The organism is Adlercreutzia sp., from assembly GCF_056795635.1.
Map to the genome: position 1 here is coordinate 1 of NZ_JBQIIT010000009.1, position 26,989 is coordinate 26,989.

Here is a 26,989-nt window from a genome sequence, read left to right on the forward strand (position 1 = left end):
GCCAAGTGCGAGATCGAGGAGAAGAAGAACGGCCGCTCCTCCATCGTGGTGAAGGAAATTCCCTACCAGGTGAACCGCAAGCGCCTGCTGGAGAAGCTCGGAGAGCTGGTGCGCGACAAGAAGCTGCCCGAGATCAGCAACATCCACGACGCCGCCGACCGCAAGGGCATCGACATCATCATCGATTTGAAGTCCAATGCCATTCCGCAGGTGGTGCTGAACAAGCTGTACAAGCACACCCAGCTGCAGGTGGGCTTCGGCGCCAACATGCTGGCCCTGGTGAACGGCACCCCGCGCGTGCTGTCGCTCAAGGAGATCCTGCACTACTACATCGAGCACCAGAAGGACGTCGTCACCCGTCGTACCCGCTACGAGCTGGCCAAGGCTGAGGAGCGCGAGCACATCCTCGAGGGCTACATCATCGCGCTGGACAACATCGACGAGGTCATCCAGATCATCCGCTCGTCCCAGACCGACAAGGAGGCCGCCGGGCGCCTGACCGAGCGCTTCGGCCTGTCCGAGAAGCAGACCAACGCCATCCTGGAGATGCGCCTGCGCCGCCTGACCGGACTGGAGCGCGAGAAGATCGAGGAAGAGCTGGCCGAGCTGCGCGAGAAGATTGCCTACTACAAGCGCATCCTGTCCGATGAGAACCTGCTGAAGCAAGTCATCAAGGACGAGCTGTTGGAGATCAAGAAGAAGTACGGTACCCCGCGCCGCACCCGCATCACCGGCGAGGCGAAGGATATCGAGGTGGAAGACCTCATCGCCGAGGAAAATATGGTCGTCACCATGACCAAGGCCGGCTACATCAAGCGCCTGCCCGTGAGCACCTATCGCCAGCAGAAGCGCGGCGGCAAGGGCATGCAGGGCGTGAATCTGAAGGACGCCGACTTCGTTGAGCACCTGTTCGTGGCCTCCACCCACTCCTATATGCTGTTCTTCTCCACCAAGGGCAAGGTGTACCGCCTGAAGGTGTACGAGATTCCCGAGGCCAGCCGCCATGCCCGCGGCACGGCTATCGTGAACCTGCTGCCTCTGGAGAAGGGTGAGTCCATCAGCGCTGTCATCGCCACGAAGGACTTCCCCGCCGAGGAGTTCCTCATGTTCGCCACGGCCCAGGGCAATGTGAAGAAGACCTCCATGGACCAGTACGACCGCACCCGCCGCGACGGGCTCATCGCCATCAACCTGAAGGACGACGACGAGCTCATCTCGGTGAAGCGCGTGGCCAAGGGCGAGAAGGTCATCATGGTGTCCTCCGCCGGCAAGGCCATCCTGTGGGATGAGTCCGAGGCCCGCGCCATGGGCCGCGGCACCATGGGCGTGCGCGGTATGAACGTGCCCGCCGACGCCCATGTGCTGGGCATGGAAATTGCCCGTCCCGGCACCGACCTGTTCGTGATTACCGAGAAGGGCTACGGCAAGCGCACCAAGATCGAGGAGTACCCCGAGCATCACCGCGGCGGCCAGGGTGTGTACACCATCACCATGACCCACAAGAAGGGCCTGCTCGCGGTCATGAAGATCGTCGGCGCCGAGGACGAGATCATGATCGTGTCCGAGGAGGGCGTTATCGTGCGCACCCCGGTGAAGGGCATCTCCGAGCTTGGCCGCTCAACGCAAGGTGTTATGGTCATGCGCGTGTCTGATAAGGACAAGGTGTGCGCCGTGGCCATTTCCTCCACGGGCAAGAAGAAGGCCAAGAAGGCCGGCGAGATGGATGAGAATCAGCTCGACCTGCTGGACGACGAGAGCACTGATGGCTCCTTGGCCATCGATGATATCGATGGAGATGATGGCGACGACACCGCCGAGGTAGCGGCTGAAGAGGTCGTCGAAGGCGAAGAGTAGTCGGCTCTTTCCCATTGCCGTGTCGAAAGGGGACAAGCCTGCGGGCCTGCCCCCTTTTCTTTAGGGCCGCCTACAGGTCCTCGATGCCGAAGTCGTCGGGGGAGACGTGGTCCAGGAACGTCTTGAAGGCCGCCAGCTCCTCTTCCGGTCGCTCCTCCTTGAAGATAAAGGGAAAAGAGGCCGCGGCCAGCACAGCCTCCTCGATGTAGAGCGGGGCGCCTTGGCGCAGGGCCAGGGCGATGGCGTCGCTCGGCCGCGCGTCAAGGGTGAAGAGGCGCCCTCCCTGGCTCAGGATGAGGTGGGATCGGAACACCGGGCCCTTCGCGCCGCAGATGACCACGGAATCGATCCGGGCATCAAGGTTGGTGAGCGCGTCGAGAAAGAGATCGTGGGTCATGGGTCGATCGAGCTTCACCTGCTCCAGGGCCATGCCGATCTGCGCTGCTTCCGAGGGCCCGATCCAGATGGGCACGATGCGGGCCTTCCCCGCTGGAGCATCTTCCACCGGTTGGAGCACGAGCACTGAAGGTTGCAGTGGGTTCGCCATGATGAGCGTGAGCACTTTCAGGGGAATCACAGCAGGCTCCTTTCGGGGGAAACGATGCGATGATATTGTCTCATGAGTGCGTTTTCCAGGGCTAAAGATAATTTTTCCAATTCGGTTAAATTTTTCCTTGACCCCGCCGTGATTTCATCGTAAGATAATCAAGCACTTTTTCAAGGGCCCGTAGCTCAGTTGGTTAGAGCGCACGCCTGATAAGCGTGAGGTCGCTGGTTCAAATCCATTCGGGCCCACCATTACTTTGCGATAAACGCTCCACCGTGAGCCGAGTTAGCCGGTGGAGCGTTTATTATATTCTGAGACAGTTTTCTGAATATGCCACCAAGCAAAGTAGGGGAGAAAGAGAAGCCACGGGGCATTAGCTCAGCTGGGAGAGCGCGGGCTTTGCAAGCCTGAGGTCAGGGGTTCGATCCCCCTATGCTCCACCATGATTTATCGATCGTCTACTTTGGTAGGCGGTCGTTTTTTGTATATCGCGCAGGGATTGAATCCCGCGAGGAGCGAACAGTCCAACGGCTGTTATGTCCACGAAATCTTAAATTTCCCTAGTCATTACCCTGTCATATAGCTGTCATCTTTCCGTAAACTCTGACTTTCCGTCGCTTTTATCTATGATAGGTGTGTTAAAGAAGCCCCTGAAGCGGAAAAAAGACCATCCGTAACCGATTGACAAGTAGACAGTAAGGAAATCGTAGAGCTACAATAGCTGATCGGAATAATCAGGGATTGAAGGCGGTTTTCCGCCCGTGAGAGAGGGTAAAAAGGACAAGTAGAGGGTGCTTGTCTCGTAAGAGGAACGGTGAGATATGAAGGCGATAACTCAAAACGAAAGGTATGAGTTCTCGAAGGCGAAAAAGGTAATCGCCTCCGTTGTCGCTGCAGCGATGGTTGTCTCCTTCGGCAACTTCGCTCTGGGCGGCACTTCGGAGGCCCTGGCCGAGGACGGCACCGTGGAGGTTCGCTTCCAGGTGGCCGACGGCATGACGGTTACCGTGGGCGCCGATCAGTTCGGCGCCGATGAGGATGCAGTGTACGCGGCGGCTGTCGACACCGACCTCGCGTTCTCAGTGGATGCCCCTGAAGATATGGCCGTTGCCGTGACCTATGGTGTGGAGGGCGGCGACCCCGTCTCCCGGGCCATGGGCTCCAAGCAGCTCTCCGATAATCTGATTATCGGAGAGCCGTCCCTGGAGGACGGCTCTCAAGATGACCCCATTGTCTCCTCTCCCATCGAAGATGACGGGGAGGGAACGGGAAACACCCCAGCTCCCGAAGAGCCGACGAGTGATCTCGAGGCCCCGGTGGAGGAAGAGCCTTCGACTGAGGAGACCGTTCCGACCGTCGACGAAGCAGCTCCCGAGGGCGAGAGCGCCGAGGTTCTCAGTGACTCCGATACGGCAGCGCCCTCAACTGCCGAGGCTACTCCCCTGGCAGTGACCGGGGACGATGCTGTCGAAGAGGTTCTCGCTGACGAGTACCCGCCCATGGCCGCCGCCCCGGTGGCTGAGGACGATGAGCCGGTGGTGGAGGTCTCTCTGGAGCCCGGCGCCGATGGCTCCTATGTCATTCCGGCCGCGGAGTTGGCCGAGGCCGCTTCCCGCAATGCTGTAATCGTCGTCACGGTGCAGCCTGCCGATGGGGTGTCGAGCTGGGACGAGGTGGCTCGCGCTCTCGCCGAGGACGACGAAGCGACCGTGCGGCTGGCCGCCGACATCGCCGAGGGCGTCAGCCCCGTGGAAGTGCGCGGCACCAAGACGCTTGACTTGAACGGCTGTGACATTGCCGTTGATGAGATCGGCACGCTGTTCACGGTGAACGACGGCGCCGTGTTCACCATTACGGATACGAGCGAGAACGCCGCGGCCGTCGAGGTGGACGTGCCCGGTGCCCTCAAGGGCGTGAGGGTTCCGAGTCCCGCCGAGGATCGGGCGACTTTCGAGGGGCTGATTGGCAAGCGAGCCACTTATCAGGCCGAAAGCCACTCCCTCGAGTATTTTGTGACGCGCTCCTACACCAATCGCCCCGCCAAGGGGGAGACCACTGAGTATCTTTACCAGTATAACCTCGATCTTTCTGGTGCCGGCTCCATCGAGGCCGCCCAGGCCGAGAGCCTGGTGGCGGTTCATGGCGGCACGCTCAATATTGAGGGTGGTCGTCTGACCGTGGGCCAGGGCGAGCATGTGGTGGCGGCTCAAACGGGCACGGTCACCATGATCGACGGCTTCATCGTGGGTTCGGCCGGCGCCGATGGCGCGGCCATCAATGCCGCAGACGCCACGGTTGAGATTGCCGGCCAGGCCGTTATCGCAGGCAACACGGCCAAGGGTGATGGCAATGGCGGCGCGCTGTGGGTGGATAACACCCGGTTGACCGTGGCCGGTGAGGCCCTGCTCGCGGGCAACCGCGCCGGTGAGGAAGTGTTCAAAGACACCACGCCTGGCAATATGGCCCAGGTGCGCAACGGCGGCGCCATTTACGCGAACGCCTCATGCGAGGTAACCGTGGCCGAGCAGGCCGTGCTTGCGGGCAATGTGGCCTGCGCCGATGGCGGAGCCGTCTACGTGCAGGGCCGCTTGAAGAGCGAAACTTCTAAGCCTGAGAGCGTGCTCACGGTGAAGGATGGCGCCCTGGTGACCAACAACCGCTCCGAGAACGACAAATCTGCCATCCATCCCTCAGTGCGTCCCGACACCAACAAGGACGTGAACTGGAAGCAGCTCGGCGGTGGCGGTGGAGGCATCTTCTCCATGGACAAGACGATTATCGATGGCGCCACGCTGACGGGCAACTACGCCTCTGACGGTGGCGGGGCCTTGCTTCTCGCGAGCTATTCCGACTACACGGTCGGGAGTTGGCCCTATCCTCAGTACATCTATCCGCTTCTTCAGGTGGAGTACGGCGTCTTCGCCTCCAATTACGCCGGCACGAGCGAGGGCGGCGCCATTAACGTCATGCCCGACAAGGCCAGCTATATCAAGGGCGGCTACATCACGAATAACATGACCGCCACGGAGTTCGACTACGGTGGAGGCGGCCTGTTTCTGCCCTCGGCCACCCACGGCAAAGAGACGGGCCTTACGGTGCGCTACCCCATCGTGACTGGCAATACCGCTCATGGTTTCGGCGGCGGCGTGGGTGTGTGCACCAACGGCGTCGTGGTCACGGCCGATGCGGCCATCTTCGACAACACGGCTGAGCAGGCCAATGCGACGACCAACCCCAATGAGTACGGCGACCAGTGGGCTCTTGATCCGGCCTACGGTCTCGAGATCGATGCCCATGCGGCCGATGATTTCTTCTGCGCCAAGGAGAGCACGGTGTTCAACGCCATGCTCGGTGGCGGCTACCATCGCTGGACGGGCTACACCAGCGGCACGGTGTCCTACGTGCCCGACATGAAGTACAAGGGCACACTGAGTGCCTGGCGTTCGGGGGTGAGCTATAGGGAGAAGAAGACGGGTCTGGTGATTGACGATAAGGACCTGACCACCTCGAGCATCCCCAATGTTCTGTTCGATCCCACTACGAACGTGGCCCAGATCTACGTTCCCGAAGCCCATGCGGCCTCCGGTGATTTCGGGGGGTACTTCGCCACCATTGAAGTGAAAGATAAAGTGAGTGACAAGTTCCCGGATGGGAAGTGGTCCGGCGAGGTGACCAAGTGCACCGAGGTGACGAGCGACACTCCTGGCTTCAAGAAGTACGAGCTCACCATCGATCGGAGTGCTCCGGCCCCTGGCGCCCGCGAGGAGGTCTCCTTCGACGACGATCCCCAGACGCTGATTGCCGAGACGCGCACCGAGGATAAGAAAGAATATCCCGTCTACCACCTGACCGACCCGAACACGTTTCCCCAGACCGCCGAGGCCGTGCTTCAGGCCGATCGTTTCACAGCTCTGAAGGCCAACCCGACCTCGGATGACAAGGACGCGGCCATGGGCAAGGCGGTGCTGTACTTCACAGGCAACTACTCCAACACCAACGGCGGCGGCATCGCTTGCAACGACCGCATCGTAGTGGGCCGCGACCCCGAGATTCCCGGGGAGAAGCCCGAGGAGCCGAGCAACCCCGACCAGCCCGAGAAGCTCGGAGCCCTGCAGCTCGTGAAGAACCTGGACAATTTCGAGGCTGCCAACGGCATCGCTACAGCCGTCTTCCAGGTGACGGGCTATGTCGATCAGGCTGCGGCGGCCAATAAGGTAGACGAACTGGTGATTTACCAGAACACCGTGAGCATGACCTTTGGTGCTGGCGAGAACCAGACGAAGGCCGAGCTGCTGTCTGACCTTCCCGAGGGCTACTACCTCATCGAAGAGCTGTACTACAGCGGTGACAACTTCGACGGCACCCCCAATCGCGAGATTGTGGCCGTGGAGGGCACGGTTCCTGGTGAGGATGACGAGATTCTCATTACAGAAGTCACTTTCAACAACACCTATGTCGATGAGGGCTATAGCACCGGTGTCGTGAACCGTTACGCTCCGGGCGAGAACGGCTTTACCTACACGCCCATGCCCACGACGGAAGAGGGGAGGTAGTCATGGGAAAGCAATCCCTTGCCAAGCGTGTTGCCCTGACGGTGTCCGCGGCCCTGGTTATCTCTCTGGGCGTGGCGGCCGGCACGGCTTGGGCCTACTACACCGATACGACCAAAGCCGCTGGCATGATCCAGTTCAAGTACAACCCGAATCCCCCCGATACCGAGGTGACCGAGAAGGCCGACGGCGCCAACAAGGTCATCTCGGTGAAGAACACCGGCGATGTTGACGCCATGGTGCGCGTGAAGGTATTCGACCCGCAGATCGACGGCGTAGAGCTTACCTTCGAGGCCAGCGCGGGCTGGACCCAGGCCGTGAACGACAACGGCGAGGGCTGGTGGTACTACGCCGAGCCCGTGGCCCCCGGTGCTTCCACCCCGGCCTTGAAGGCTATCGTGACGGTGGATGCCGAGAAGGTCACCCACGGTTTCGATGTGGCCGTGGTGCAGCAGTGCGCGAGCGCCCGAGCCTTCGAGGCGGCCCAGCCGCTGCTGGGCACCTTCGCCGATGGCGAGAAGTACCTGACCGCCCAGGATGGTGAGTAGCCCATGTTGAAGACGCTGAAGACCCTTGATTTGCAGACGCGCATCCTGCTGATCGCGCTTTCCGCGGGGCTCGTGGTATGCCTCGTCATGATGACCGTGAGCCCGGCCCGTTCCGCCCTCGTGTTCCAAAGCGACGATTACGTGGCCGAGATCCAGCAGACCCACATTGGCGTGACGCTGACCGAGAACGGCGTGGACGTGGACCCCGATGCGAAGGGCATCGGCAAGCTGCTCGACCAGAAGGCCGGCTGGCAGATCGTGAACGCCTCCACTGGCGCCGTTGAGGAGTTTATGGCCCCGGGCCAGGTGTACCAGGAGTTCCTCTCAGTTAAGAACGTGTCAGCTGATATGGACGAGTACGTGCGCCTGACGGTGCGCAAGTACTGGGCCACGGGAGAGAACGGCGATCCCCAGAAGAGCGCCACACTGGATCCAGGCCTCATCGAGCTGGTGCTGGACGACGAATTCGACGAGCACTGGGTGCGCTCGGAGGCGGAATGCACCGACGAGCGCGAGGTGTACTACTACCGCCCCATGTTGGAGAAGAACACCGCCGCCGAACCGGCTGTGGCCGGTATCCGCGTGAGCGATGCCATCAAAAATGTGAAGCAAGATTACTCCAACTGCTATCTGGCCCTGTCGGCCCAGGTGGATTCTGTGCAGGTGAACAACGCCGCAGCAGCCGCCAAGAGCGCGTGGGGTGTGGATGTGCAGGCGCTGGGCCTCGACCAGTGGTCCGATGAGACGGCTGGGGAATAGCGGGGTGATCCGATGCATTGCCTGACGAAAAACCGCACCCTGCCCAGCCTCGCAGCCCTGTTGCTGGCGTTTGTCGCCGCTGTGGTGGTGTCGCTGGTCGTGGCTGCTCCGGCCTTCGCTAAAACCTATGACGAGGCCTGGACGGTGGAATTCACCGGTACCGAGATGAAGGACGAGGGTACGGCGAACATCACCAAGACCCTCGGCTCCATGCAGCCGGGAGACAGCGCGCGCTTCACCATTGAGATGAAGGAAGGCCCCCAGGGCTCGGCCGATTGGTATATGCGCAACAAAGTGCTGACCACCATGGAAGAGTCCATGGCCAACGCCAACGAGCGTTCCGGTGGCTCCTACGGCTACAAGCTCACCTACATCACGCCCAAGAACGAGGAGAAGGTGATTCTCACCAACGAGGTGGTTTCGGGCGAAGTGGAGGGAGACGGCACCAAGACCCGCGGTCTGTTCGATGCCACCGAGGCGACGGGCGAGTGGTTCTACCTGGATACCCTGGCCGCCGATGCCCGGGCCTATATGGTGCTGGAAGTGGCCATCGACGGCGAGACCCACGGCAACACCTACTTCGATACCGATGCCAGCGTGCAGTTGGCCTTCGCGGCAGAGCCCTCCGACGAAGAGGGAACGCCGGGAAAGGCCGATCCTCCCAGCGAGGATACGGTCAAGCCGAAGGACGATCCCAAGCAGAAGGATTCTCCCAAGAACGGGGATACCAAGAAGTCTGGCGGCAAGCTGTCCCAGACGGGAGATATGCTGCCCTTGGGCATCATCGTGGCCGTGGCTGTTGTAGCTGCGGGGGTAGTGATTGTGGCAGCGGTACGCAGCCGTAAGAGGAGCGACAAGGAGGGCGACGCCCGATGAAGAATATGAAGAAGTGGAGTCGCCGCTTTGGGGCGATGTGCGGTGCCGTGGTGCTGGCCACCTCTCTGGCAGCGCCCGCGGCTTTTGCTGATGAGCCGGTGACTGCTGCGCCTGCGGCTGGGGCCATGACCTCCTACGAGGGCACGACCTACACCATTACGCTGTACAGCGGCAATCAGGGCACGTTCACTGGCGGCGAGACCCAGCGCACCTTCACCGATCAGGTGCCGGGCGAGCCCCTCTCCTTCGAGGGCGTGACCCTGGAGGTGCCGGCGGATAGCAAGTACTACGCCAAGGGCGTGCGCCTGGCCGGTCTCGACAACGAGCGCTCCGATAAGAACCGCGACGGTGAAAACCTCGCTGGCACGAAGACCCCTATGGTGGCCTATGTGAGGGGCGATGGCACCCTGGTCGGTTCCGTGCCCGTGACGGAAGACGCCGATTATGTGGTGGCCTACGGCATTATGGCCAACCGCGTGGCCTTCACGGTGAACTACGTAGATGCTGCTGACGGCACCGAACTCGCCGAGTCCCAGACCTTCTTTGGTGACATCGGAGATGTGCCGGCCACGGCTCCCGCGTACATTGAGAACTACGTGCCCCATGCAACGCTCATCGACATCGTGCTGAGCGAGGACGAGACGAAGAACGTCATTACCTACCGCTACACGCGCTTGGCCGAGGGCACGACCACCGAACCCCAGCCCGACGGCACGGTGGATGTGGTGAATCCCGATGGCTCCCGGGCCGAGGGCACCTACACGACCGACCCGACGGACGAGGTGGCCCAGCGTGCCCCGGTCAATCCCATTGAGGCCACGACGCCTGGCGCCGGCGGTACGGCCGAGGGGGCCGGTGCCCCCACTCCTGTCCAGCCCATCGGCGCGGCGGTGCCCCTCACGACCGACGCGGGCACCGAGGTGCTGGCCGATGACGGCACGCCTCTCGCCACCCCGGGTACTGAGACTATTAACGACGATGAGACGGCCCTCGCAAGCGGCGCCGAGGCCGTTCCCGGCTCCGAGGCCGGCGCGGCCGCTCAGACCTCCTGGATTCCCTGGGCTGTGGCCGCGGCCGTGCTGGCCTGCGCCATTGCCTTCATTCTCGTGCGAGGCCTGCGCAAGGCCAAGGAAGACCAGTCTGAGTCTTCGGCCGCTTAAGGTCCCTGCGGCGCAATGGAAGGGGAGGACGGGTTTTCACGCCCGTCCTCCCCTTTGTTCTATACCGCACTGAAGCCGATGCGTGATACATTGAATCCATGGCCAAACATCCGGTTGACATAGCCCCCTCTGAGTCGCGCGATGCCTTTTCCCGCGCGGTGGAGCGCCGTTTGGCGCGGATGCGGCGCGTCGCCCGTTTGTGTTCGGCTCTCGGAGCCGCGCTGCTGCTGGCTCTGGCCCTTGTGGGTATTGGATCCTCGGTGGTGCCGCGGGTCATGGGTATGCAGCCCTATGCCATTATTTCCGGATCCATGGAACCGGCTTACCCTACGGGCAGCCTCGTATACGCCGATCCTGTTGACGGCGTGGCACTCCAGGTGGGCGATGTGGCCGCCTTCTGGCAGGGGGAAGAGGTCATCATCCACCGCGTGGAAGCCATAGACGGTGATGCTGGCGAGCTGGTCACCAAGGGCGATGCGAACGAGGATGTGGATCTGCGGCCCGTTCCGTTCCAGAATGTGCTTGGTCGCGTGGTGTTCTCGATGCCCCTCGTGGGCTACTTCCTCATGGCCCTGGGCTCCACGGCGGGCATGCTGCTCCTGGGCTGGGCTGTGCTCATGGCCGTGGCCCTGTGCGTGGTGGGAACTGTTGTAGGCCATCTTGCCGAGAACCGTGAGGCGGGGAGGTAGGGATATTCCCCTCGTTTCCCGCGATCGGCGTTCTTGGCTGGAGGAGCCAGGTAACCGCTCGCCAACGATTTTGTTATTCTTTATCAGAACTTAGCCAGTCATTACCCTGTCAAAGTTGCTTTCCGCTTTGTTCTTCTGTAAAAGAACGATTATCGGTAAAAAACCAGTTCATCAATGGAAAATATCCAACCGATCGACAGAATAGTTGACTTTTTCTCTTATTGACTGCTTGTCCGCACGGGGGGGGGTGATACTCTGATCTATGGTGGGTCGTCTTGGGCGGCGTTTCGCTGGGTCGTCCGTTCGGAGAAGTTCAAGGATAACGGCAACGTGTGGGAGGGGGAAGTGCTGCCCGCCCACGACCCCCCGGCCAAGCGGTGCGCTTCCACGGCCGCGAGGAGCTAGCGGCCCTCATCGCCGCCTAACTGGCTCGCAACAACATACCCCCCCAAGGGCGGCGCTTCGGCACCGCCCTTTTTGCATTGAGAAGAAGGCGTCCGCCGGTGCTTGGCTGGAGCTCGCGATGAGACTCTCCGATGACCCTGGGCGAGAATTCTGCGGCTCTGCCATAGCTCGTGTCGTGGGGAAAGAGAAGCCACGGCGTCTCAAGGGAGAGTTGCGGTGGTCCCAGCGCGACGCTGCGACGGCACGCGGAGGGAACAATATACGGCTCTCCTGCGTCATGGATGCGATTTGCGTTTTGTAGGATGGAGTGCCTGTCGGTAGCGACAGGCAAGACGTCACGTGCTCCCGAATGCAAAGATTTCAATTTCGCTAGGGATAGGTATGGTAGCAATATGTTGGCAATATTTGGTGTATCATTCGCTTGGGACCCAAAAAAGAACCGGGCGAATATTCTTAAGCATGGGGTTACGTTCGAGGAGGCCTCAACGGTGTTCTCCGATGCTTACGCTCGTATTATCGCGGATCCCGATCATTCCGATGATGAGGAGCGCTTCGTCATTTTGGGTATGAGCCGGAAAGGGCGTATGCTGATCGTGTGCCATTGCTATCGGGAAAAGGGAAATGTCATACGGATTATTTCCGCGCGGGAGGCAACGAAAACCGAGGGAAAGACCTACTGGAGGTATTGCCATGAGAGCTGAATATGATTTCGAGGACTCAAAGCCGAATCCCCATGCAAGGAGGATTCGCCGCGCGGTTACTATTCGTCTCGATGTTGAGGCTATCGAGTACTTCAAAGAAGAAGCCGTTCGCACAGGCATTCCCTATCAGAACCTTATAAACCTCTATCTTGTGCAGTGCGCTGAAGAGAAGAAGACACTTGCATTTGCCTAGCTGGAGCCTGCAAGGCCGCGCCCTCTAGACGAATTGTGCGATGAGCCAGAGGATGAGGAGGTGGGCGGGGTAGTAGGCGTAGAAGAACCACTTGAGGGATGGTCCGCGCTGGCCGTTGTAGGTGGTCATGAGGAAGGTGGCCAGAGCGAAGCCCAGGGTGTAGTAGCCCAGCGCGCCCCATTGGATGGCCGGGAGAAGCGCCCCGGCCGCTCCCGGGTTTGTGCCCAGCACGCTTATGAGCTGGGGAATGCCGAAGACCGCGCCGAAGGCGGCCATGACTTTCAGTACACCGCGTGGCTGTTCCCGCAAGCGATGGAAGAAAACGACCATGAGCGGCCCCGCAATGGCCCAGTCGCAAAACCAGCTGGCAGCAACGCCGGCCACAAGCACCAGCCCATAGCCCACCCGGCTGCGCAGATGATCGCCGGCCCACAGCAGGCCGAGGCCGATGAGCAGCGTGAACAGCACGTTCAGCGATGGGCCCCACAGCAGAAACCAGGGCACCTCGGCGATGACGGCGAACAGTGCCAACCGAGTGGCGTAGCGTCTGATACTTGACGTGTGGCGATAGCCCTCGCACAGCAGAAACGCCATGATGGGAAAGGTGAGACCGCCCAGGGTAAAGAAGAACACCGTAGCCGCCGGCGCCATGACGTCGCCGAAGATATTCGCTACGTGATTGCAGGTCATACCTGCAATGGCGGCCATTTTCAGGGTGAAGGCCGAGGTTCCGCGCGATAGGGCCACGGAGCTCCTTCCCAGGAAGGTGGATACTGCGGCACCATTATAATGAAGCCCTATGAAATGCTTGCGACATAATGGGCGCTCCGCGATCGTCGTCCTCGTTCTCCTGGCCGGCGCGTGTGGCGGCTTGGCCTCGGCCGCCGCACAGGTGCAGCCGGAGCTGGCCGCTGGCCGCGATCTCGCTGCCGTCCTGTCATCCTTTTCTCCGGCCGGCTTCGGTGAAGCCGTGGTCGTGTCGCTTGAAGCGGCTGTGACTGAAGAGCTGCTGTTTCGCGGGCTGTTGCTGTGGGGTTTGGCTGCGGTGATCCGTTGGCTGGCCCGAAACAACGCGCCCTTGGTTAGCGCACCGGTCCGGTGCCGGGGCCCGCAAGGGGCCGCCTCGTTCGCGGTCGTGGCCAGCTCAGTGCTCTTCGGCATTGCCCACCTGTTCCCTGCCCCCGGAACCCCCCTCCCCGCTCTCTCGCCAGCCGTCGCGATCCAGGCGATGCTCAAGGTCGTCGAGGGCACGGCCTTCGGCTTCCTCATGGGCTCCCTGGTCGTGAGCAGCCGTTGGTTCACCGCTCGCGACGGCGCGGTACTGCGCTCGCTGGGATTCCCCATATTGCTGCACGCCGCTTTCGATCTGCTGTACTTCGCTCCCAGCTTGAGCCTTGGCTTCCCTCTGCCCGATACCTATCTGACGGGGAACGCCCTGGACGAGTTGGGCATGGCGGCGAGCACGTTGCTGTTGATTCTTGCGGTATTCGTGGCCGCGCGGTCGAAGAAAGCCCGCTCATGCTAGGATGGCCCGCATGAACAGAAACGAAGCCCTTCACATACTCGGCCTGGAAGACGATGCCTCGGCCGACGACATCAAGGTTGCCTACCGCGAAACGGTGCAGATCCTGCATCCCGATAAGTTCGCCGGCAACGAGAAGCTCCAGAGCCGCGCCACCGAGCAGTTCAAGCGGCTCCAGGAAGCCTATGAGCTGCTGACCTCGTCGAGCGGCAGCCGCCGCGGCCGCGGTTCCTCTGCAAGCAGCAGCGCTTCTCACCCGTCCGGCGCCGCTCGTTCGTGGACCGAGACCGAGGGCGACGTGGAAGTGGAGTACCTCACCGAGGCCGAGATCAAGGCGCGCCTGGCCGGCATCGCTGCGGCCCGGGCCCAGCTCGTGGCCCAGCGCGACACGGTTACCGACGAGCGCCGCAACGGCCTGGCCATGGCCGGCATCGGCGCCGTGGCCGCGTTCTTCACCATCCGCCGTCCCTTCGGTATCTTCGGGTTCATCGCCGCCATGGCGGTGCCTGCGGCTATTTGGGGGGTCGTACAGGCCATCAGCGCCCAGCGCAACCTGAACACCCTGAACGAGCACCTTGCGAAGCTGACCGAAGAGCGCCGGGAGTACGAGGCTCTGCTGGATGAGTAAATGCCACCGCGGCGAGTGGCTTCCCTGCACCGTCCGCGCCGATCATCGTTAATACCCGCTGCAAAGCGCTATAATTTCTAGGCCCCAAACCGAATAAGAAAGAAGATTCATGAAGCAAGAGAATATCCGCAATGTCGCCATCATCGCCCACGTCGACCACGGCAAGACCACCCTCGTGGACCGTCTGCTGTGGGCCTCCCACGTGTTCCGCGACAATCAGCAGGTGGAAGAGCGCGTGCTGGACTCCAACGACCAGGAGCGCGAGCGCGGCATCACCATCCTCTCCAAGAACATCTCCATCAACTACAAGGGCGTGAAGATCAACGTCATCGACACCCCTGGTCACGCCGACTTCGGCGGCGAGGTGGAGCGCGTGCTCAACATGGCCGACGGCGCCCTGCTCATCGTGGATGCCTACGAGGGCCCCAAGCCCCAGACCCGCTTCGTGCTGTCCCACGCCCTGGAGCGCGGCCTGCGCATCGTGGTGGTGGTGAACAAGATCGACCGTCCTAACGCCGACCCGGAGGGCGCCGTGGACAAGGTGTTCGATCTCATGGTGGAGCTGGGTGCCACCGACGAGCAGCTGGACTTCCCCGTGGTGTACGCCTCGGCCGTGAACGGCTACGCGCGCCTGACCCCCGATGACGACAACATGGACATGGTGCCGCTGCTGGACACCGTCGTGAGCGAGATTCCCGCCCCCGACGTGGATATCGACGGCCCGGTGGCCCTGCAGGTGTGCACCGTGGACCATTCCAGCTACGAGGGCCGCATCGGCGTCGGCCGCCTGGTGAGCGGCACGCTGCACGAGAAGGAGCAGGTGCTCGTGGTGAAGGCCGACGGCACCGAGCGCAAGGCTCAGATTCGCAAGGTGTACACCTTCGAGAACCTCGGCAAGGCGGAAGTGACTGCCGCCGACGCCGGCGACATCGTGGCCGTCATCGGTATCGAGGATGCCGATATCGGCGACATCATCACCTGCCCCGACAACCCCGTGGAGATGGCCCCCATCGCCGTGGAAGAGCCTACGATGGCCGTCGTCTTCGAGGCCTCCTCTAGCCCGCTCGTAGGCCGCGAGGGCGAGATCGTGGGCGGCCGCCAGCTGAAGGAGCGCCTCATGCGCGAGAAGGAGAGCAACATCTCCATGCGCATCAACGAGCTGGAGGACAAGACCGGTATCGAGGTGGCCGGCCGCGGCGTGCTGCACCTGTCCGTGCTCATGGAGACCATGCGCCGCGAGGGCTTCGAGTTCCAGGTGGGCCGCCCCCGCGTGGTGTACAAGACCGCCGAGGACGGCAGCAAGCTGGAGCCCATCGAGGAAGCCACGGTGGACGTGCCCAACGAGTACGCGGGCAAGGCCATCGAGGTCATGGGCACCGCCGGCGGCATCATGGAGGACATGTCCTCCGACGAGACCATGACGCACCTCACCTTCCGCATTCCTTCCCGCGGCACCATGGGTCTGAAGACCCGCATCCTGAACGCCACCCGCGGCGAGGCCATGCTGTTCCATCACTTCAAGGAGTACGGTCCCTATTCCGGCGAGATGGCCGGCCGCAAGAACGGCGGCATGATCGCCATGTCCACGGGCAAGGCCGTGGCCTACGCCCTGGATACCCTGCAGGAGCGCGGGCGTCTGTTCGTGGGCCCGGGCGACGAGTGCTACGAGGGCATGATCGTGGGCGAGTCCGCCAAGGAAGGCGACATGGTGGTGAACGTCGAGAAGACGAAGTCCCTCGGCAACCAGCGCTCCAGTTCCGCCGACAAGGCCATTCAGCTGACGCCCCCCATCACCTTCACCCTGGAAGAGGCCCTGGAGTACATCGAGGACGACGAGCTGGTGGAGGTGACCCCGCAGTCCGTTCGCCTGCGCAAGCGCCTGCTGTCCGCCACCGATCGCAAGAAGGCCTCGAAGAAGTAGCGCCCCTGTTTCGCGCCTCGCTCCGTTGCGCTTCCTTATCCAAACCCCGCGTCAATTCATCAGCGTTGACGTGGGGTTTGTCTTTTCTGTAATTGACGAACCGTGAATCAAAAGTGGGCAAATTGTGCGGCGGTTGTTACCGTGCGCATCCCCATGGGAAAATGCCTTGTGAAATCATCTGGGACTGTCTCAAAACGCACCCGCGAAACGAATTCGGCGGCCCAGTCACCTATGAGGGAAGGTATGTATGAAGAAGCTGACCTTTGCGAAATCGCTTGCCACCATGGGCCTTGCGGCCGTGTGCGCCGTGGGCGTTGTGGGCTGCGCTGAGAACTCTTCCGGCGACGCGCCCGTGTACACTGGTGGTGTGGCCGCAACCGTCAACGGCGTGGAAATCCAGGAGGACATGGTCACCCAGGCTATCCAGGATATTCGCGCCCAGATGAGCCTGACCGATGAGCAGGCGTGGGGCGAATGGCTGGCTGAGAACGACTACACGCCGGAGACCGTCCGCGAGGAGATCATCAACGGCTACGTCGACCAGGAACTCGTGAAACAGGGGAGCGAATCCCTGGGCGTGACCGCGAATCCCGATGAGGTGAACGAGTATGTCGACGCCATGAAGGGCCACTACGATTCCGACGAGGCGTGGGGCGAGGCTCTGTCCGCCGTGGGCCTGACCGAGGACGAGTACCGTGAGAACATCGAGCTGTCGCTCGTGTCCCAGCAGCTGAAGACCAAGGTGGCCGAAGAGGCCGCCGAGGCCACCGATGAGGATGCCCTGGCCCTGGCCAACGAGCAGAACTACCTGTCTTCCTTCGACGGCGCGAAGAAGTCGTCCCACATTCTGTTCGATTCCAGCGATGAGGCCACGGCCCAGCAGGTGCTCGAGAAGATCAACGCCGGCGAGCTGGACTTCGCCACGGCGGCCGAGTCCTACTCCAAGGACACCGCCTCGGCGGCTGACGGCGGCAACGTGGGCTGGAACAATCTGAGCAACTTCGTGACCGAGTACAGCGACACCCTGGCCACGCTGAACGTGGGCGACGTGAGCGGCCTGGTGCCGAGCACCTATGGCATCCACATCATCACCTGCACCGAGCAGTTCGAGGCTCCGGAAACGCTGGATAGCCTCGACCAACTGCCGACGGAGTTCCAGGATGCCCTGCGCAATGCCGTGAAGACTTCCAACGAGTCTCAGGCTTACTACACCTGGCTCGAGGGCCAGCGCGAGTCGGCCGACATCGTCATTAACGATATGCCCGAGGGCCTGCCCTACTACGTCGATATGGCGAACTTCCCGAAGGACGGGGCCGAGGACACGGGCGTGACCGCCGTTGACGGCGAGGGCAACCCCGTGACCATCGAGCCCGAGGTCGTTGACGGCGAGCAGCCGACTGATGGCGACGCTACCCCCGACGCGGGCGAGCAGCCGGCCGAGGGCGCTGACAGCGGCAGTGCCGGCGATCAGCCGACTGCCGGCGGTGACGCGGATGCTCAGGCTCCTGCTGAGGGAGACCAGCCCGCCCAGGGAGATGACGCCGGCCAGCCCGCTGAGGGTCAGCAACCTGCCGAAGGCGCTGCGGAGTAACGGAGTTCTCTCTGCGGCGAACTGCGCCATCGCATCGGGTTATTGCCTGGAAGGAAAGCGCCTGCTAGCTTCGGCCGCAGGCGCTTTTTCGTGGACTTCTGCAAAAAACTTCTTGTTTGGGGCTGTGCCGTGCGCTATACTTCTTAAACGCTTCGCCTTTGCGAGGCAAGGCTACGTGGAGAGGTGTCCGAGCTGGCCGAAGGAGCACGATTGGAAATCGTGTATGCGCCAAAAGCGTATCCGGGGTTCAAATCCCCGCCTCTCCGCCAGAGTTAATTCGCGAGCCGTTAAGGCTCGCTTCTATATACGCCCCTATGCGGCGTTTGCTACGGCACCGAAGCGGTGCCTCGCCCCTGCGGAGGGGTGGCAGAGTGGTTGAATGCGGCGGTCTCGAAAACCGTTTCACCGGTAACCCCGGTGACGAGGGTTCGAATCCCTCCTCCTCCGCCATCTTTTTTGTTTCAAGTAAGGTTGTCCCTCATTGGGAAAAGTGCCGCTATTACGTAGGGATTCGAACCCTGCGAGGGGATAACCGCTCGCTGACATTGCCCGACAAGTGAATAACCATTCGCGCATTTTGCCGTCAAGGTGGGCGAATTGGTCATGTTCTTGAAACGAGTGCCTCTTTACAATAGAGAAAAACCGCACGTTCGTCGAAGGATTTCCCCATGGCTGTCGTTGATGCCCATTCCCATATCTACCCTGCGAAGATTGCCGCGAGGGCCTCGGCGGCGGTGGGCGATTTCTATCGCGTGACCATGGCCGCGCCCGATGCCTCGGCAGAGGCGCTGCTGGCGGCCGACGCGGAGACGCCCATCACCCACCACATCGTGCACTCGGTGGCCACGTCCCCCGAGCAAGTGGAGACCATCAACAACTTCATCGCCGACCAGTGCTTCCTGCACCCTGAGTTCATCGGCTTCGCCACCATGCACCAGGACTACGTGGACGTGGAAGGCGAGATCGATCGCGCTATCCAGCTGGGCCTGAAGGGCGTGAAAATTCACCCCGATACCCAGATGGTGAATATGGACGACCCGCGTCTCATGCACCTGTATGAGGTGATCGAGGGGCGCCTGCCCATCGTCATTCATACGGGGGACTACCGCTACGACTATTCGCATCCGCGGCGCCTGAAGCGCATTCTGCGCACGTTCCCGCGCCTGAAGGTGGATGCGGCCCATTTCGGCGGCTGGTCCATCTTCGACTATGCCCTGGAGTACTTGGAAAACGAGAACTGCTTCGTGGACACGTCGAGCGCCCTGGAGTTCCTCGGGCCCCGTCGTACCGTGGAACTGGTGCGCGCCTACGGCCCCGACCGCGTGATGTTCGGCAGCGACTTCCCCATGTGGAGCCCTGCCACCGAGTACCGTATGCTGGAGGCCATGCCCTTCACCCCCGAGGAGTTCGAGGCTATCACCTGGAAGAGCGCCATGCGTTTTATCGGGGAGGAGTCTTAGAATCCCGATAGTCCTCGAGGGGAGCTACCCCGGCGGCTTACGCTTTTCGATAGTGGAGCCAGTCAGCGGAAAAGGGAGAACCCCGGCACTTTGCCCAGGCCGGGGTTCTTTACTGTTTGGGCCAGAGGGATCGATTGGCGCGCGGGAAATTCTGAGGGCCCCGCGCACGCCAAAATGACGCCGTTTAGGCCTGCTCGGCGAGATACTTGCCTGTCAGGTACCCATAGGTGAGAGCGGCGGCGTGGCTGGCCCCAGACAAGGTGAAGGGGTAGTCTTCCACAAAACGGCCGCCTTGCACGTTGCCGACGGCAAACAGACCGGGGATGGGGTTCGAGTCATCGTCCAGCACGCGAGCGTTATCGTCGGTTACAAGGCCGCCCATGGTTACGAGCAAGCGCATGCAGCTTACGTCTTCCACTGAAGTGTGCTTGAGCATATCGTAGGTGATCGCGTAGAAGGGAGGATCGACCACGGGGAACATCTTCTCTGCTGCCTTGCCGAAATCCTCATCGACTCCTTTTTCGCACAGCTCGTTGTAGCGCGCGACTGCTGCGGTTAAATTCTGGGTGGCATCTGCGCTGAGTTCCAGCTGAGAGGCGAGCTCTTCGAGTGAATCGGCTTGGGCCGAAAAGCCCTCTCCGTCGCCGTAGCTGCGGATGTTCTGCATGACCATCTCAAGCATCGGGTATTGCTCGGGCCAGTGGCTGTCTATGATTTGGAAAACCTTGCTGCCTGGTTGGTTCTGCATGACCTTGGCGATATTGGTCATGCTGAGATCCTCGTTGGTGAAGCGCTCGCCATGCTCGTTGACTTGCAGGAAGAACTCCTGGCCGAACTGAAGGATGTGGGCCATTACCGCATGGGGCCCCACGTCCAGGTGGCCGCCGACGTCCATGCCCATCTGTTGGCCGTCGCCGGTATCGGCGGGGTTGCCGTCGTGATCCGTCACCTCGTATGAGAACAGGAATTTGTCCTGGTTCTTCAGAATCCACGGAGCATACTGCCCCAGCATTTTCTCGTTGTGGGAATAGCCGCCCGTGGCGAGCACCACGCCCTTGGAGACACGATAGCGCGTGTAGCCCTCTTCCTCGTCATTGCGGCAGATCACAGCAGTTACCTGCCCGTCGGTCGTTTCGAGTTTCACAGCTGGAGAGTAGAACTGCACTTGCGCGTTGCCCGTGGCCAAAGCCGCATCCACATTAGCCTGCAAAACGGGCGTATGGGTCTCGCCGCCGCCGCTGATGCAGCAGCATCCGGCGAAGAGGCGCTCGTGGTCGATTCCGAAACGGTAGATGCCGCTCGTAAGCGTGTCGGCGCAGACGAACAACTGGTTGGGATCCTCGGGAAGCTCGTCTTCCATGCCGATCCACAGGAGTCCGTCGTATGCGGAGGTGTACCACTCGAAAGCTTCCCCGCAGTTCTTGAGCCACTTCGTGGTTATGCGGTAGTCCGCGCGATGCGACATTTGCGTCATGAGCTCGTTGGCCACCTCGGTAGGGCTGATGTCCTCGATTCCGACGGCGCGCGTCTTCTCGGTGCCGAATGCAGCGAACATGTTGGAGCGGGCGCTGGGCTTGCTGCCCTTCTCCACGCCAACCACGTTGAGCCCTCCTTCAGCGGCGGAGCGCAGGGCTCCCACACCCGCTACGCCAAGGCCAACGACGCATACATCGCAATCGACGGTCTCGATGATTTTGTCCTCGGGGATGTTGGTTTCCACCAGAGTGCCGGTGTCAGCGAGGGCGGCACTCTCGTTGCCGGGAGTTTCCGATGTCTGCTTCGGAGAGCAGCCAACAAGGCCGGTGCCGGCCGCGGAAACGCCCGCCAGGCCCAGGGCCGTTAGAAACCCGCGCCGGGTCATTGCCCCCGCGCCCTTTTCCTCCATTGCCATAATTTCCTCCTCTTTCATTGTACGGCAAGATAGTGCCCATATCACCGCATTTTCGGAGGCGGCGAAACGGGAGAAACGTATGAAATAGGGGAAAACTCTTCTCCTACGAAACGTACGAATACCTTTTGAACAGGGAGAACTCTAACTCTCTCGAACAGCTTCAACGAGAGAGATAAGCTCCTGGCGTGAATGGACATCGCACTTAGTGTAGATATGCTGCAGGTGAGATTTCACGGTGCTCTCGCTGATCACTAGTTTCTCGGCGATATAGGGAGCGCTGCGCCCTATAATGTACAAGCTGAACACGTCGCGCTCGCGGGCAGTCAAGCCCATACTCTCGCAGAACGTCTCGAGGGACTGGCTTGCCAGCGACAGGGATCCTCCCTCGCTGCCAGAGGACAGCAGCAACGACATATTCCGATCTTCTAAAATCCAAATTGACGCTACAACGAGCAACAGGGCCATGAAGAGCACGGTAGCGCGGCCGGCTATATCGAATCCGAGAAAAGCGGAGACCATGATAGGGAGGGCCCCCAAAGCCCCTACGCACCATGCGGTGGCTAAAATCCTTACGCGGGTGTCAGGGTAGAGGCGCCCCAACAGCAGTCCCACATAGAGGGCACCGCACTCGAGAAGGGCGTAGGCAATGCCGGCCAGTACATAGGCAAAATAGATCAGAGATGAGGAGAACAACACGAGAATAAGGGCAATGAGCGAGAGGGTTGCAACCACTTTCGTCCACGCCGACAGATTGAAGTCCCGGCCGTGGTTGAACAGCCAGAGCACGAGCGCAAGCGATATGATGGCGATGATGACGGGGAACATCTCGCCTTCCACCTGCTGCAGGAAAACCGAATATTGCAGCATCCCCACCACGAGACCAATGACGAAGAAACTGCAGAGAATTTTAGCCAACGATGGAGGATCGATGCTAAAGGCGCACTCGGGTTCCGAATTGGGAAGAGTGCCCTGTTGAAGGAGGTAAAAAGCCGCCGCCGATGATGCTACGCATACGCCGGCCAGGGCGAGGCGCCACGATGCCGGCAGGAGGGAAGGGAGAAGGGCTGCTGCGGATACGAGCACCTCGACTTCTATCATCAACTCGACGATTCCGATATCACGGTGCGCGCAAACAGTCGCCAACCAGCAGAACAGCAAGATAGTGCCGCCGGCAGACATGAGAATGAGACCGAGGGGAGAGAAGGTGCCGCTGATGCCCTGGGTTGCCAATCCCACCAGGCAGCAGGCCGCACTTGCCACGGCGCAGGGGACTTGCATGAGCGTTCGGGCCAGTCTGTTGCCCACGATAAATGCTGCACAGGAGATAAGCGAGGTCGCGGCCACATCTACGATAGTTGCCGGCACACGGCCCTGCCCTACCGAGAGAAAGCATGCGATCTCGTAAGGAGCCTCAAGCGACTGGGCCGTCAAAAGAGCAGAGATGCCCATCATGGCCAGCAGCAGATCTTTTCCGAGCCACCGCCCGTGATTGCGCTGCAACGGCATGTCCCTTCTCGTTGTGGCCCTCGATCATACGGGGACATTATACATGGGGCCGTATGATCGGTCGAAGGGCGGCCCGAAGACCGCCCGGATACGAAGCTCTCGGGGCCGCCCGTTATTCCTCGTCGGGGCGGTCGATGGCCATGCAGATGCGGTCGATGCGCAGGCGATCCATGACCAGCACCGTGAAGGTCACCTTGGTGCCGCGATGCTCCAGTACCACCACGTCGCCCTCGGCGGGAATGCGGTCGAACAGCGTGAGCAGCAGGCCGCCGGCGGTTTCCACGTCGTCGGCTTCCTCCGGCTCGAAGCCGAGCAGTTCCACCAGGTCGTTGATGGCCAGGGTGCCGTTGATCTGGTAGGTGCCGTCGGGCAGCTCCTCTACGTCGTCATCGGTGTCGTGGACGTACTCATCGTCGATGCGGCCCACAATCTGCTCCATGATGTCGCTCATGGTGACGATGCCGGCCGTGCCGCCGTGCTCGTCCACCACCACGCAGATCTTCGTGCAGCGCTCCTGCATGGTTTCCAGCAGCTTCGCGATGGGAATGCTCTCGGGGACGGCGGGCAGCTCGCGGATATTCCACTCGCTCATGGGCGTGTCCAGGGGCATATCCACGAGGTCCTTGGTGTGCACGAAGCCCACGATGTGGTCCTTCGAGCCGTGGCACACGGGGTAGCGGGAGTACTTGTACTGGCGGATGAGCTCCAGGTTCTCCTCCAGCGTGTCCTCGGTATCCAGGCAGATGACGTCGGTGCGGGGGGTCATGATACCCTCGGCGTCCTTGTCGCCCAGGTCGAAGATATTGTCCACGAACTCGTTCTGCTCCGGGTCGATAAGGCCGTTTTCCGTGGACTCGTCGATGAGCAGCTTGATCTCATCGCCGGTGTACACCTCATGCTCGTCGGCCGGATCGTGGCCGAACAGCTTCATCACCCAGTTAGTCACCCCGTTGAAGATGACCATGATGGGGTAGGTGATGCGATAGAAGATGCGCAGCGGCCCGGCGGTGCGCAGAGCGTACTTCTCGGTGGAGAAGATGGCGAAGGACTTCGGGATAAGCTCGCCCACCACCACGTGCAGGGCCGTCACGATGAAGAAGCCCACGGCCACGCAGATGGGGTGGATGGCGGCCTCGGGCAGGCCGAGGGCCAGCAGCGGGCCTTCCAGCACGGCGGACACGGCCGGCTCGCCGAGCCAGCCGATGGCCAGGGAGGCCAAGGTGATGCCCAGCTGGCAGGCGGACAGATAGGCGTTGATGTGAGTCGTCACATCGCGGGCCGCCTCGGCGCCGCGGCGCTTCTCGGCCACAGCCATATCGATCTGGCTGCGGCGGACGCGCACGAGGGCGAACTCGGCCACAACGAAGAACGCGTTCATCAACAAGAACAGGACAACAAGCAACAAGCAAAGTGCGGTATACATACCGTCATGCACCCTTTCGGTGGATTTCGGGCCGCTTCCCTCTTGGAAGAGCCCCCATCCGTCGACTAAATTACGGGATATATCCTAGGCGATTTCTCGCCGCATCCGCCGAACTGACACCGCTTTACGGTGAACTTTCATAGTGTTGTTGCTTTTCTCGCTCGCGCGCTGGGCCTGTGGGCAAGTTGCCAGCCCTGCAACCGTTCGGCGTGGCCCGCTGGGGCAAAGGCCGGGGCAGTGGTACAGTAGGTCAGCCCCCCAGAATGCATATCGCGAAGCGCACGCAAGAGACGAGTAGCAGACGAGGTAGAAGATGAAACTGTCCCGCAAGGAATGGCTGATGTTGGCGGTGCTGGTGTTCGGCGCCTTTGTCACCGTGTTGAACCAGACGCTGGTTACGCCGGCGTTGCCGTCTATTATGGTGGAGATGGCCGTCGATCAGTCTACGGCCCAGTGGCTCACCACGGGCTTTACCCTGGTGAACGCCATCATGATTCCCATTACGGCCTATTTGCAGGATCGTTTCTCCACCCGCAAGCTGTTCGTGTTCTCTATGGCCACCTTCGCGGCGGGCACATTGCTGGCGGCACTCGGCCCCAATTTCCCCGTGCTCTTGGGTGGCCGTCTCGTGCAGGCCATGGGCGCCGGCATCCTCATGCCCGTGACCATGACCGTGCTCATGCTCGTGTTCCCCGTGGATCGCCGCGGGTCGGCCATGGGCATCTTCGGCCTCGTGATCGCCTTCGCCCCGGCCATCGGCCCCACGGTGGCGGGCTTCGTCATCGACCAGGCCGACTGGCACATCCTGTTCTACATCATCTTCGTGCTGTCCCTGGTCATCATCGGCGCATCGCTGTTCCTCGTGGACAACAAGGCCCCGGCGAACAAGGGCGACTCGGTGCTCGATCCGCTGTCGCTGGCCCTGTCCACCCTGGGCTTCGGGCTCATGCTCTACGGCTTCTCGGCTTTGGGCTCGGCCGGGCTCACTCTGGTGCCCATCGTCACTACCGTGGCCGGCACCGCTGGCGTTGTGTGGTTCTTCATCCGCCAGACACGGCTTCCCCACCCCATGCTGCGGGTGGATGTGCTGAAGAACCGCCGCTTCCTCATCGGCACCATCATCGGCATGCTCGTGCAGGGGGCGCTGCTGGCCGCCGGCATCCTCATGCCCATCTACGTGCAGTCGCTCCACGGGCTGTCGGCTACGGTCTCGGGCCTCGTGCTCATGCCCGGCGCCATCCTCATGGGGGTCATGAATCCCGTCGCCGGCAAGTGGTTCGACCGCCACGGCCCGCGCCGCATGGCCATTGTGGGCATGAGCCTGCTGACGCTCACCACCTTCGCCTTCGCTATTTTGAACCTGACGTCGAGCATTATCTACCTCACCATCGTGTATACCGTGCGCATGTTCTCCATGGCGCTCGTGAACATGCCTATCACCACCTGGGGCATGAACGCCCTGGACAACAAAGTGATGAACCACGGCACCTCGGTGAACAACACCCTGCGCCAGGTGGCGGGATCTCTCGGCACGGCCATCATCATCGCCGTATCTACCCAGGTGCAGAATTTCGCCACGCCGGACTTCGGCGCGGCCCAGGGTACCATGTTCGGCATCAACGCCGCCTTCCTCGTGTGCACGCTGCTGTGCCTGGTGGGCCTGGTCATGACCATTATGTTCGTGAAGGACAAGCCCGGCGAGGAAGCGGCCGTGGACGAGGGCGGCACGCGCAAGTCGCTGCTCACCTCCATCATGAAGACCGACGTGTACTCCCTTTCCCAGGACGCCACCGTGGAAGAGGCCATGCGCCTGTTCGTGGAGAAGAACATCTCGGCCGCCCCCATCGTGGATGCGTCGGGCGAGCCGGTGGGCTTCATCTCCGACGGCGACATTCTGAAGCGCCTGAGCCCTCGCCGCAACTCGTTCACCGATCCTATCGTGCTCATCAACCGCACGGTGCCCGATGAGGAAGGCTACGACGAGAAACTGGCGAAGGTGATGCAGATGCGCGCCAGCGAGATTGGCGCTGCGAGCCCCATCTGCGTGAGCGTGCACGCGAATCTGACCGACGTGTGCCGCGTGCTGGCCGAGAATCATCTGAAGAAGGTGCCGGTGCTGGAGGAGGGTCACATCGTGGGCATCATCAACCGCAGCGACATCACCCAGTACTCCATGGCGGCCTACCTGTCCGACCACCCCACCCGCGCCGTCTTCTGCGGCGACGGACCGAGCGGCCAAAGCGAGTGCGTAGAAGACGGGAAATGCGATTGCGATTGTGACTGTGAGAGCCGGGGCGGTCAGAAGAAGTAAGAACCGCACTAAGTCGTTTCGCCAATTGTCTAAAAAATAAGTTCAGTTTTGTTCCCCAGGTTCGCCCAAGGAACTCAGCGAGGTGCCGGGAGAGGCCCGGAATTGTGCCGAAGGACGGCCGAGCGGCCTCCGCGCCGCGAGGGAAAGTCCTGAGGTGCAAGGCCGGGCCTCTCCCGGCACCGCAGCGTCGGCATAGTTCGCTGGAGCGTCAGCGCCAGCGAAACAACAGTGAGCAAGCAGCCCCGGCGAGCGAAGGCAACGGGGCTGCTTGGCTTGGGAAGCCGCATGGCCGGCTTCCGTGCGAGGCAAAGACGCCAGGTGCGCGGGCTGCGATTCGGCGTCGAACGAGCATCTAGTATCTTCACCTTCGATAGTAGCCCTTTCGCCCTCGGCCGCTGTGTGCAACGGGGAACCGTCGCCTTTCTGCTATCCTATCGAAAACCACGGACAGCCG

Annotated in this window: 20 protein-coding genes and 4 tRNA genes; 19 read left to right on the forward strand and 5 right to left on the reverse strand. The window is 61.5% G+C overall.

Annotated features, from left to right (window positions below; genetic code table 11):
- Positions 1 to 1,854, forward strand: a 1,854-nt coding sequence (locus ACTOXK_RS06910; RefSeq protein ID WP_482277367.1) for a DNA gyrase C-terminal beta-propeller domain-containing protein, incomplete at its 5' end; no start/stop codon positions are given.
- A gap of 70 nt (positions 1,855 to 1,924) precedes the next feature.
- On the opposite strand, the gene ACTOXK_RS06915 is transcribed toward ACTOXK_RS06910, so the two are convergent.
- Positions 1,925 to 2,431, reverse strand: coding sequence for a bifunctional nuclease family protein (locus ACTOXK_RS06915; protein ID WP_482277366.1), 507 nt, complete (start codon positions 2,429 to 2,431; stop codon positions 1,925 to 1,927).
- Between the two features lie 144 nt (positions 2,432 to 2,575).
- Between ACTOXK_RS06915 and ACTOXK_RS06920 the strand changes: the two genes are divergently transcribed.
- The 10 genes from ACTOXK_RS06920 (at position 2,576) to ACTOXK_RS06965 (ending at position 12,282) form a co-directional block, all read left to right on the forward strand.
- A tRNA-Ile gene (locus ACTOXK_RS06920) sits at positions 2,576 to 2,652 on the forward strand.
- Between the two features lie 116 nt (positions 2,653 to 2,768).
- Positions 2,769 to 2,844: transfer RNA gene (locus ACTOXK_RS06925), tRNA-Ala, on the forward strand.
- Between the two features lie 378 nt (positions 2,845 to 3,222).
- Positions 3,223 to 6,954, forward strand: coding sequence for a hypothetical protein (locus ACTOXK_RS06930; protein ID WP_482279262.1), 3,732 nt, complete (start codon positions 3,223 to 3,225; stop codon positions 6,952 to 6,954).
- Positions 6,955 to 6,956: 2 nt separating this feature from the next.
- Positions 6,957 to 7,499, forward strand: coding sequence for a SipW-dependent-type signal peptide-containing protein (locus ACTOXK_RS06935; RefSeq protein ID WP_482277364.1), 543 nt, complete (start codon positions 6,957 to 6,959; stop codon positions 7,497 to 7,499).
- Positions 7,500 to 7,502: 3 nt separating this feature from the next.
- Positions 7,503 to 8,258: a hypothetical protein gene (locus tag ACTOXK_RS06940; protein ID WP_482277363.1), complete on the forward strand. Its 756-nt coding sequence runs from the start codon at positions 7,503 to 7,505 to the stop codon at positions 8,256 to 8,258.
- Between the two features lie 12 nt (positions 8,259 to 8,270).
- On the forward strand, positions 8,271 to 9,134 hold the full coding sequence (locus tag ACTOXK_RS06945; protein WP_482279263.1) for a hypothetical protein: 864 nt from the start codon (positions 8,271 to 8,273) through the stop codon (positions 9,132 to 9,134).
- Positions 9,131 to 10,294 carry a MucBP domain-containing protein gene (locus ACTOXK_RS06950; protein WP_482277361.1) on the forward strand — a complete coding sequence of 388 codons (1,164 nt, stop codon included), beginning with the start codon at positions 9,131 to 9,133 and terminating at the stop codon, positions 10,292 to 10,294. Before ACTOXK_RS06945 ends, ACTOXK_RS06950 begins: the two co-directional genes overlap by 4 nt.
- 179 nt (positions 10,295 to 10,473) lie before the next feature.
- Entirely contained in the window at positions 10,474 to 10,983 is a 510-nt protein-coding gene (locus tag ACTOXK_RS06955; RefSeq protein WP_482279268.1) for a signal peptidase I, read from the forward strand.
- A gap of 797 nt (positions 10,984 to 11,780) precedes the next feature.
- Entirely contained in the window at positions 11,781 to 12,089 is a 309-nt protein-coding gene (locus ACTOXK_RS06960; protein ID WP_482279265.1) for a BrnT family toxin, read from the forward strand.
- Positions 12,079 to 12,282 carry a CopG family antitoxin gene (locus ACTOXK_RS06965; RefSeq protein ID WP_482277358.1) on the forward strand — a complete coding sequence of 68 codons (204 nt, stop codon included), beginning with the start codon at positions 12,079 to 12,081 and terminating at the stop codon, positions 12,280 to 12,282. Before ACTOXK_RS06960 ends, ACTOXK_RS06965 begins: the two co-directional genes overlap by 11 nt.
- Positions 12,283 to 12,306: 24 nt before the next feature.
- On the opposite strand, the gene ACTOXK_RS06970 is transcribed toward ACTOXK_RS06965, so the two are convergent.
- Entirely contained in the window at positions 12,307 to 13,029 is a 723-nt protein-coding gene (locus ACTOXK_RS06970) for a TraX family protein (RefSeq protein WP_482277357.1), read from the reverse strand.
- A gap of 52 nt (positions 13,030 to 13,081) precedes the next feature.
- On the opposite strand from ACTOXK_RS06970, the gene ACTOXK_RS06975 reads away from it, so the two are divergent.
- The 7 genes from ACTOXK_RS06975 (at position 13,082) to ACTOXK_RS07005 (ending at position 19,404) form a co-directional block, all read left to right on the forward strand.
- Complete coding sequence (locus ACTOXK_RS06975) at positions 13,082 to 13,807, forward strand: CPBP family intramembrane glutamic endopeptidase (protein WP_482277356.1); 726 nt, start codon at positions 13,082 to 13,084, stop codon at positions 13,805 to 13,807.
- Between the two features lie 10 nt (positions 13,808 to 13,817).
- Positions 13,818 to 14,432, forward strand: coding sequence for a J domain-containing protein (locus ACTOXK_RS06980; protein WP_482277355.1), 615 nt, complete (start codon positions 13,818 to 13,820; stop codon positions 14,430 to 14,432).
- A gap of 109 nt (positions 14,433 to 14,541) precedes the next feature.
- Entirely contained in the window at positions 14,542 to 16,353 is a 1,812-nt protein-coding gene (gene typA, locus ACTOXK_RS06985) for a translational GTPase TypA (protein WP_482277354.1), read from the forward strand.
- Positions 16,354 to 16,600: 247 nt separating this feature from the next.
- On the forward strand, positions 16,601 to 17,944 hold the full coding sequence (locus tag ACTOXK_RS06990) for a peptidylprolyl isomerase (protein WP_482277353.1): 1,344 nt from the start codon (positions 16,601 to 16,603) through the stop codon (positions 17,942 to 17,944).
- A 177-nt stretch (positions 17,945 to 18,121) separates the two neighbouring features.
- Positions 18,122 to 18,213: transfer RNA gene (locus ACTOXK_RS06995), tRNA-Ser, on the forward strand.
- 88 nt (positions 18,214 to 18,301) lie between these two features.
- A tRNA-Ser gene (locus ACTOXK_RS07000) sits at positions 18,302 to 18,394 on the forward strand.
- Positions 18,395 to 18,612: 218 nt separating this feature from the next.
- On the forward strand, positions 18,613 to 19,404 hold the full coding sequence (locus ACTOXK_RS07005; protein WP_482277352.1) for an amidohydrolase family protein: 792 nt from the start codon (positions 18,613 to 18,615) through the stop codon (positions 19,402 to 19,404).
- A 184-nt stretch (positions 19,405 to 19,588) separates the two neighbouring features.
- On the opposite strand, the gene ACTOXK_RS07010 is transcribed toward ACTOXK_RS07005, so the two are convergent.
- The 3 genes from ACTOXK_RS07010 to ACTOXK_RS07020 all read right to left on the reverse strand — a co-directional run bounded on the left by ACTOXK_RS07010 (position 19,589) and on the right by ACTOXK_RS07020 (position 24,224).
- Positions 19,589 to 21,289, reverse strand: a complete 1,701-nt coding sequence (locus ACTOXK_RS07010) for an FAD-dependent oxidoreductase (protein WP_482279884.1) — start codon at positions 21,287 to 21,289, stop codon at positions 19,589 to 19,591.
- Positions 21,290 to 21,436: 147 nt separating this feature from the next.
- Positions 21,437 to 22,801 (reverse strand): helix-turn-helix transcriptional regulator, encoded by a 1,365-nt coding sequence (locus ACTOXK_RS07015; RefSeq protein ID WP_482277350.1) that lies wholly within the window; start codon positions 22,799 to 22,801, stop codon positions 21,437 to 21,439.
- Positions 22,802 to 22,913: 112 nt separating this feature from the next.
- Entirely contained in the window at positions 22,914 to 24,224 is a 1,311-nt protein-coding gene (locus ACTOXK_RS07020; RefSeq protein ID WP_482277349.1) for a hemolysin family protein, read from the reverse strand.
- 313 nt (positions 24,225 to 24,537) lie between these two features.
- On the opposite strand from ACTOXK_RS07020, the gene ACTOXK_RS07025 reads away from it, so the two are divergent.
- Positions 24,538 to 26,535 carry an MDR family MFS transporter gene (locus ACTOXK_RS07025; RefSeq protein ID WP_482277348.1) on the forward strand — a complete coding sequence of 666 codons (1,998 nt, stop codon included), beginning with the start codon at positions 24,538 to 24,540 and terminating at the stop codon, positions 26,533 to 26,535.
- Positions 26,536 to 26,989: the final 454 nt, after the last annotated feature.

Coding starts and splice junctions, on each gene's coding strand:
- ACTOXK_RS06930 (WP_482279262.1), top strand. CDS start 3,223: ATGAAGGCGATAACTCAAAACGAAAGGTATGAGTTCTCGAAGGCGAAA.
- ACTOXK_RS06935 (WP_482277364.1), top strand. CDS start 6,957: ATGGGAAAGCAATCCCTTGCCAAGCGTGTTGCCCTGACGGTGTCCGCG.
- ACTOXK_RS06940 (WP_482277363.1), top strand. CDS start 7,503: ATGTTGAAGACGCTGAAGACCCTTGATTTGCAGACGCGCATCCTGCTG.
- ACTOXK_RS06945 (WP_482279263.1), top strand. CDS start 8,271: ATGCATTGCCTGACGAAAAACCGCACCCTGCCCAGCCTCGCAGCCCTG.
- ACTOXK_RS06950 (WP_482277361.1), top strand. CDS start 9,131: ATGAAGAATATGAAGAAGTGGAGTCGCCGCTTTGGGGCGATGTGCGGT.
- ACTOXK_RS06955 (WP_482279268.1), top strand. CDS start 10,474: ATGCGGCGCGTCGCCCGTTTGTGTTCGGCTCTCGGAGCCGCGCTGCTG.
- ACTOXK_RS06960 (WP_482279265.1), top strand. CDS start 11,781: ATGTTGGCAATATTTGGTGTATCATTCGCTTGGGACCCAAAAAAGAAC.
- ACTOXK_RS06965 (WP_482277358.1), top strand. CDS start 12,079: ATGAGAGCTGAATATGATTTCGAGGACTCAAAGCCGAATCCCCATGCA.
- ACTOXK_RS06975 (WP_482277356.1), top strand. CDS start 13,082: ATGAAATGCTTGCGACATAATGGGCGCTCCGCGATCGTCGTCCTCGTT.
- ACTOXK_RS06980 (WP_482277355.1), top strand. CDS start 13,818: ATGAACAGAAACGAAGCCCTTCACATACTCGGCCTGGAAGACGATGCC.
- typA (WP_482277354.1), top strand. CDS start 14,542: ATGAAGCAAGAGAATATCCGCAATGTCGCCATCATCGCCCACGTCGAC.
- ACTOXK_RS06990 (WP_482277353.1), top strand. CDS start 16,601: ATGAAGAAGCTGACCTTTGCGAAATCGCTTGCCACCATGGGCCTTGCG.
- ACTOXK_RS07005 (WP_482277352.1), top strand. CDS start 18,613: ATGGCTGTCGTTGATGCCCATTCCCATATCTACCCTGCGAAGATTGCC.
- ACTOXK_RS07010 (WP_482279884.1), bottom strand. CDS start 21,289: ATGGAGGAAAAGGGCGCGGGGGCAATGACCCGGCGCGGGTTTCTAACG.
- ACTOXK_RS07015 (WP_482277350.1), bottom strand. CDS start 22,801: ATGCCGTTGCAGCGCAATCACGGGCGGTGGCTCGGAAAAGATCTGCTG.
- ACTOXK_RS07020 (WP_482277349.1), bottom strand. CDS start 24,224: ATGTATACCGCACTTTGCTTGTTGCTTGTTGTCCTGTTCTTGTTGATG.
- ACTOXK_RS07025 (WP_482277348.1), top strand. CDS start 24,538: ATGAAACTGTCCCGCAAGGAATGGCTGATGTTGGCGGTGCTGGTGTTC.